Raw genomic sequence first — 5,509 nt, forward strand, 5'->3', positions numbered from 1 at the left:
TTGCTCCGGGGCGTTTTTCTTCCAGTCTTGCAACCAATAAAAAAGCCGCCAGATCAACTGGCGGCTTCTTCTTCCTACTACTCGCAACCTTGCTCGTTAGCCGCCGAGTGAGGTTCCGGTTGTGAAGCTGAAGGTGCGCGAGAATGCGACGCCGTTGATCGTACCGGTGAGTGAGACGGTGTATGGCGAGTTCGGGGACAACGGCGTGGTCGGGTACGCGACCCCCTGATCCGGCAGCAAGAGCTTGTTCGGGTCCTTGGCCGAATCGAGAACCTGCAAGGCGATCACGTGCCCGGACGAATCCGTCATCGTGCCCGTTTGCATAACGATGGTGTCGGTCGAGTTGCCGACTACAGCTACGGGCGTACCCCAATGACCGGACGTTGCAGGCGGCGTAGGGATTTCTCCAAAGCTGTCGTATGGAACGCCGGTCGTCCCTTGGCACGGGAACGTCAACGGCGCGTTGGCCGTTCGCTGCTGGAAGTTGGTCAGATTCAACGAGAACTGCTCTTGGGGAAAACCGTTGTACGTGTTTGCGACCTTGCCAATACCGACCGTGGTCGCAAGCGACGCCGCAATGCTGACGTGATATACGCCACCCAAGAATGCATAGATCGCTCGCTGCCCATATTCTGCTTCGGTCAACGTCGCGTTCGTATAATAGCCACCCGACACCCCGATAGAACCGTTGTACTGCGTATATCCGAAATGGGCTGCGCGATCAACGAAGGTCGCTCCTGTGAAGCCGGGATTGCCCGCTACTTCGGTATCGGTAATCACATCGTTCGCCGTAAGATACTGCGCGTGTGCCGCCGTCGCCTGATCAAGCGCGGTGTTTTCCTGAAGGGCCGGGAAGCCGCATTGCTGGCGCTGTTGGTTAAGCAAGTTGAACGCTGCCAGATGGAAGCTGTCAGCCGGGTACTGAGGCGTCGTCAAATTCGCCGGATTCGTCGTTGCCGGCGTGCTCGCACCGCTTGCAGGGGATGCACCGCTGCTGCCGCCACCACCACCGCAAGCGGTCACCAGCAGCGATGCAGCGATCGCGGCCATCGAGAGTTTGAAGTTCTTCTGAATCGTCATTTGTTGTTTCCGATCTAGTTGTTGCAGTCGCCCCCGCGATCTGCTTACTTTCATCTTATCGAGCGGTGTTCGGAGTCAAGGCAATTCGAAAGCCCGCTCCGAAACCGCTTTCCTCGTTGGCAAATTGCCGTTGGCCATTGGCGGCGCACGCATTGTAATACTCGGAAAGGGTCTGTAATTCCGCACCGTTGCTGGATCGCAACCGTTTGCTAACGATGTTTGGCACGAGCTCGGAAGTGCTTCACCCGCAGGGCGACGAAGACGACGCCCAGCACCGCAGCGACGGCAACGGGCTGCGTCGCGCCGACGGAAGAAAGGAGCGAGGTGCCGCCCCACAGGAGAATCAGGAAAGTTGCGAGCGCGCCGAATGCTTTGCTTTTCGACACGGCCGCGGAGTGCCGCCTGCCTGAGCCGAATCTTTGCGCGAAGCGAATGTTGCTTTGCTCAAGGTCGAACGCCTCCTGCGACTGCACCGTTGCCCGATCTGCGCGGTAGTGCCTCTCGTACCGTTGGAATCGCGCGTCGCCGCGGCCTTCGAGCCACGCGGCGGCGCTGTCGGGAAAGAGGTAAGCGAAGTCCTGCATGGCTCAGTGCGTCACGTCCGACTCAAACTCGATGGCACCGACGGCGTCGGGAATGCACCGGCCATCGGCCTCGCCGTAGTACGAGCCGGTCGTTAAATCGAGCCAGCCGAACTGCACTCCTCCGTCACGCGAAAAAACGACTAGACCGGCCTCGATTGGGAAATCGTGGGACATCCTGGACACCTCCTTTTCCTGTGTTTCACTTGCTCTTTGAACGCTTTTTTCCCTTGCTTCTCGCTTCGGTACGCGGCTTCAGGTCGTACTCACAGCCCGGGCAGACGAAGTCCTTGGCCAATTCGATTTTCCCTTCGTCGTTCGACAAGATGTACTCGGTTCCGCAAGTTCTGCACGGGGCGAGATTCAGCCTTGAATCCGTCGCCATGGAACGTGTCAGATGGTTCGCGCGGTCGGCTGACACGGCGAGGCGAGAGCCGAACATCTTTTCCAGTACGTCGTTAGATGCGATCAACGCTTCGGGAATGTTCGCTCCGTTTTTAAGCGCGCATCGATAAAGCCATACCAGCATGCTCGCCTGAAGGCGGTGAACCGGGCGCTCGACATACCACGTCAAAGAGCTTGCGCTGTTGCCGCAAGGCGAGCTGACGCCGTGGATTTGCCGGTACGTGTTGCGAGTGATCGCCGAGTTCAGGGCGAACAAGTTGGTCGCTGTCGACGCCCGACAGCCCTGCGTCATCATCAAGCGCGCGTAGATCTCGCGCTTGGCTCTGTCGAGCCGCAAATCGGACCAGAGGTTTTTGTACGGGAGCGCGCTCGACTTCAATTTCGAAGTTCGCATGACATAGTGCGCGGCCGACTCGTCACTAAGATCTCCAGCGGAATATTCAAACCAGAACAGGTTGTCGTCGAAGCGCCATCTGTAGAGGGGGAAGCGAATTCCGCCGATAGCGGCTTCAAGACGCCCGATCGGCAAAGCCATGAGGTAATCCGCTAGCTCGAACGAAATGCCAAGCAGCGGGGCGGCCAAAACGTTCTGGTGGAGGACGTCCTTCAGAAGCGAGACGTAGGTGCAGTTGTAATGGAAGATATCGCGCGCTGTCACATCGTCGACAAAAGGCATTGCCGACGAGAGCTTTACGACGGTCTGCGACAACATGATGCCATCGACGAACGTTTCCCAGTCACGCGGGTCTTGCAGAGCGGGCGAGAGCGCTAGGAACGGCATGTTCATCAGCTTCGCCATGGGCGCGGCGTGGGCTTTGAACGTTTCCATGTTCTCGAACGAGACCCCGAAAAATGCTTCGGCGTCGCTGTACCGTGCCAGCACTTTGTGCATTACACCGGTGAGAGAGTAGTTGGTCCGCTGGATCTTCTCGGCAAGATACTTTGACAGCGGAATATTGGTCTCGACGTGGTCAAGGATGTTGGTCGACATATTTTTTTGTTTTGGTATCAGTTACAGCGGAAGCAACCCCGTTCGCTTCCGCGCCATCGTTTCTTATTACTGTGCGCTGCCTATTTGCGCAGTGACGTCTCGATCTCGGTTAGGTGCTTGCGCATCATTGCGGCAAGGGTTTCGATCAATGGCTCATGTTGGGCTGGACCGTCGCACGCTTGAACCGCCACTTGGGCAGTCGACAGCTTGCCGGCAAAAGTCTCAAATGCGGACATAACGTCCTGCATCGCCGCCTGAACCCGGTTCGCCGCTTCAATGGCGTCCGCCTCTTTCTGCCTCTCCAACTCGAGCTGCGCCAACTCCGCGCGCCGCTCAGTCAACTGTTCCTCAATTTCTTTCAGTTCAGCGCTGCGCTTTTCCAAGGAATCGGAGATGCTGGTATATCCTGCCGGCGCCGTCGGCACTTCCTTGATCTGGACCTCCGGCTTGCGATTAAGCAAGGCGTTCCTTTCCTCGTTCAGCTTCTGGATTTCCTTGTCCTTGTCTGCAAGATCTTTCTCGAGGTTGGCCAGGCCAGCCTGTCGGCCGGTGTAGTAGCTGTCCATACGCTTCAGCTGTGCCTCTTTGTCTGCGATCAACCTCGCAGTCGCCTCCAGCTGATCTTGCAGGCGGCGAGCCTCGTCTTCTGCGACACGATGGGCGGTCTTGCTCTCCTCGAGAAGCGTTTTGTAGTTCTCGACCTGTACTTGCCTGTCTGCAAGAGCCTCTTCCTGCTTCTGCAGAGTCGCCAGCATCTTGCGAATGTCCTCACGAGTCATGTTCTCGTTGGCCTTCTTTGCGGCGAGGATCGTTGCAACTTGCTCGTCGGTCACGTGATCGGCGGCCAGAATGTCGAGTTCGCCGACGTTGAAAACTCTGATGGCCTCAGTGTTGTCGATGAAAGCTTCATAGCAACGCATGTACTGGCGCGCTGCCGCGTACTTCACACCGAGTGCGCCTTCGAAGAACCGGTAGCCCATCGTCGCTGCTTTGCGCACAGTGCTGGTCTTGTTACCCGACTTGGCGATCATCGAGTTCTTGATTAGGTGCATGGTGTTGATAAGCTGCCCACCGATCAACCGGAGGTCATCCGAGATTCGCGCTCGCGCTTCGGCGATCGCGATCATGTTTTCGACGATCTGAAGGACGAGTTCCGCAGAATCTTCGCCGTCGCCGAAAAGCTGGCGGGCAACCTTCTCGATCTTCGATCGGTCCGCGCTGCTATGGGCGACGCCGCCTAGAATGTCGTCCATCGGATCGTGGAGTTCGGTCTTTCGCAGTTGGAGGTCTTTCTTGGAATCGTCGTTGTTTGTGGACATAACTTCTCTCTAAATTTGCTTCAGCGCCCCCGCGCGCTGCCGTGATTCGCCGCGAGTGTGTAAGCGATCGTAACGGGCCGGTTACAGGTTCCGATCTGCGAAAGACGTCATTTTTTACCCGTCTTTCGCTCGCTGCGGCCGAAAGCCGCGTTTTTTCAAGGAAAGCAAACGTTTAACGGTTCATTTTTGTAACACTTAAGATATTTTTAAGTGTCCGCATGGAAGTACTTACCTAGAGTTTGCTCTTGTAATTTCCCGAAATTACCGCTAGCGGCCGCGACGCGCGTCCTATGTTCCGAGAGACGGTTCGCCGACGTCTCCGCGTACATCAGCACTGCCGCGCGGGCCCGGGTGATATCTATCGTCCTTTTGCCGTTGAACACTTCCCGCCTGAGTCTGAGCCAATGAGGGAGATCGTTTAGCGACAGTAGATCCGTCGATAGCTCGGGCTGCAGCTCGACTTCTGGAGATGTAAATAGACCGGCACCACTCACCGGCCAGATGGCAGGGAGTTGCTCCCGGAGGAACCGGACTTTGCTGCGGTTCTGTTCGATAGGCGAGCGCCTGTCCTCTTGCTCACCATTCGGTGCGATACGCGTGAGCTTCCCGTGGCTGCTCGACGGCGCTATTCGGCCGGACCAGTTTTTCGTCTCGAAGATGAAGATGCCGAACGGCGTGATCGCGAGGTGATCGATCTCTGCCGTGGGAAACGCTGTACCGGGAGCGGGTTCGATGAGTAACGGCCCGTCGTGCAGGTAGAAGTCGTCGCCGCACAGCCATTGAAGCGTCGTGCGCAGTTTTGCCTGCGCCGCAGCTTCACCAGCCGCACCGATTTCATGCGATGAGCGCTTCACACGACCGGCACTCCGCGATCCGGACGGGCGCCGCCGCCGAAGCCCCTTGAACAAGCGGTAACCGCCGACTGCGACAAGTATCTCTAAGAACATCCGCTGCCTCCGTTGTGTACGTAGATCAGCATGACACGGGGTGGAAGAAGTCAAGGATGCGATGCGGCACTGCCAAGAGCGCCCGAAAATCGAAAGGCCCTATAAAAATGGAAGCTTTCCCGACCACGCGTATCGGCGCCGCGCGTAAATTGCCTGTTATCCCCGCGTCAACGACGCATCGACTCG

General features: G+C 57.4%; 6 protein-coding genes. All 6 read right to left on the minus strand.

What is annotated here, in order from left to right; all coding sequences use genetic code 11:
- Positions 1–96: 96 nt before the first annotated feature.
- Positions 97–1,080 carry a CAP domain-containing protein gene (locus AWB81_RS40035; protein WP_062643862.1) on the minus strand — a complete coding sequence of 328 codons (984 nt, stop codon included), beginning with the start codon at positions 1,078–1,080 and terminating at the stop codon, positions 97–99.
- A gap of 209 nt (positions 1,081–1,289) precedes the next feature.
- Positions 1,290–1,664, minus strand: a complete 375-nt coding sequence (locus AWB81_RS40040) for a hypothetical protein (RefSeq protein WP_062643864.1) — start codon at positions 1,662–1,664, stop codon at positions 1,290–1,292.
- A 3-nt stretch (positions 1,665–1,667) separates the two neighbouring features.
- On the minus strand, positions 1,668–1,838 hold the full coding sequence (locus tag AWB81_RS46635; protein ID WP_200822626.1) for a hypothetical protein: 171 nt from the start codon (positions 1,836–1,838) through the stop codon (positions 1,668–1,670).
- Between the two features lie 25 nt (positions 1,839–1,863).
- On the minus strand, positions 1,864–3,057 hold the full coding sequence (locus tag AWB81_RS40045; RefSeq protein WP_062643865.1) for a FlhC family transcriptional regulator: 1,194 nt from the start codon (positions 3,055–3,057) through the stop codon (positions 1,864–1,866).
- Between the two features lie 80 nt (positions 3,058–3,137).
- Entirely contained in the window at positions 3,138–4,376 is a 1,239-nt protein-coding gene (locus AWB81_RS40050; protein ID WP_062643867.1) for a hypothetical protein, read from the minus strand.
- Positions 4,377–4,582: 206 nt separating this feature from the next.
- Positions 4,583–5,323, minus strand: coding sequence for a nuclease-related domain-containing protein (locus AWB81_RS40055; RefSeq protein ID WP_087135539.1), 741 nt, complete (start codon positions 5,321–5,323; stop codon positions 4,583–4,585).
- Positions 5,324–5,509 lie beyond the last annotated feature (186 nt).

The sequence above is a fragment of the Caballeronia arationis genome (assembly GCF_001544975.2).
In the GTDB taxonomy this organism is placed as follows: domain Bacteria; phylum Pseudomonadota; class Gammaproteobacteria; order Burkholderiales; family Burkholderiaceae; genus Caballeronia; species Caballeronia arationis.

Coding starts and splice junctions, on each gene's coding strand:
- AWB81_RS40040 (WP_062643864.1), bottom strand. CDS start 1,664: ATGCAGGACTTCGCTTACCTCTTTCCCGACAGCGCCGCCGCGTGGCTC.
- AWB81_RS40045 (WP_062643865.1), bottom strand. CDS start 3,057: ATGTCGACCAACATCCTTGACCACGTCGAGACCAATATTCCGCTGTCA.
- AWB81_RS40035 (WP_062643862.1), bottom strand. CDS start 1,080: ATGACGATTCAGAAGAACTTCAAACTCTCGATGGCCGCGATCGCTGCA.
- AWB81_RS40055 (WP_087135539.1), bottom strand. CDS start 5,323: ATGTTCTTAGAGATACTTGTCGCAGTCGGCGGTTACCGCTTGTTCAAG.
- AWB81_RS40050 (WP_062643867.1), bottom strand. CDS start 4,376: ATGTCCACAAACAACGACGATTCCAAGAAAGACCTCCAACTGCGAAAG.
- AWB81_RS46635 (WP_200822626.1), bottom strand. CDS start 1,838: ATGTCCCACGATTTCCCAATCGAGGCCGGTCTAGTCGTTTTTTCGCGT.